The organism is Psychroserpens mesophilus (assembly GCF_050617655.1).
In the GTDB taxonomy this organism is placed as follows: Bacteria; Bacteroidota; Bacteroidia; order Flavobacteriales; family Flavobacteriaceae; genus Psychroserpens; species Psychroserpens mesophilus_A.
In genome coordinates this window covers 1-254 of the sequence record NZ_JBODQC010000317.1, presented here as the reverse complement: position 1 = coordinate 254, position 254 = coordinate 1, and the positions used below count along the sequence as shown (strand labels likewise).

Sequence of the window (254 nt, the reverse complement as noted above, 5' to 3'; positions counted from 1 at the left end):
CGAAAAGCTCCGGGAGGCCTCCGAAATCCTGTAGGGCGGCAACCCCCACAGACAAACCGACCAACTCCCCCCGATGAGTAAAGACCAATCGACCAAATTCCAACGATGACCACAGAACAGCTAACCAGCCACATCCGGGAGAAACAGTCCTTTCTCTGTGTGGGCCTGGACACCGATTTGGACAAGATCCCGCGGCACCTCCTCCACCAAGAAGAACCGATCTTAGCCTGCAACAAAGCCATTATCCTTGCCCC

General features: G+C 55.5%; 1 pseudogene. It reads left to right on the top strand.

The features are described 5' to 3' along the window. Nucleotides 1-105: 105 nt before the first annotated feature. Nucleotides 106-254, top strand: a pseudogene (locus ACRHNM_RS17405) (orotidine-5'-phosphate decarboxylase); the annotation flags it as partial.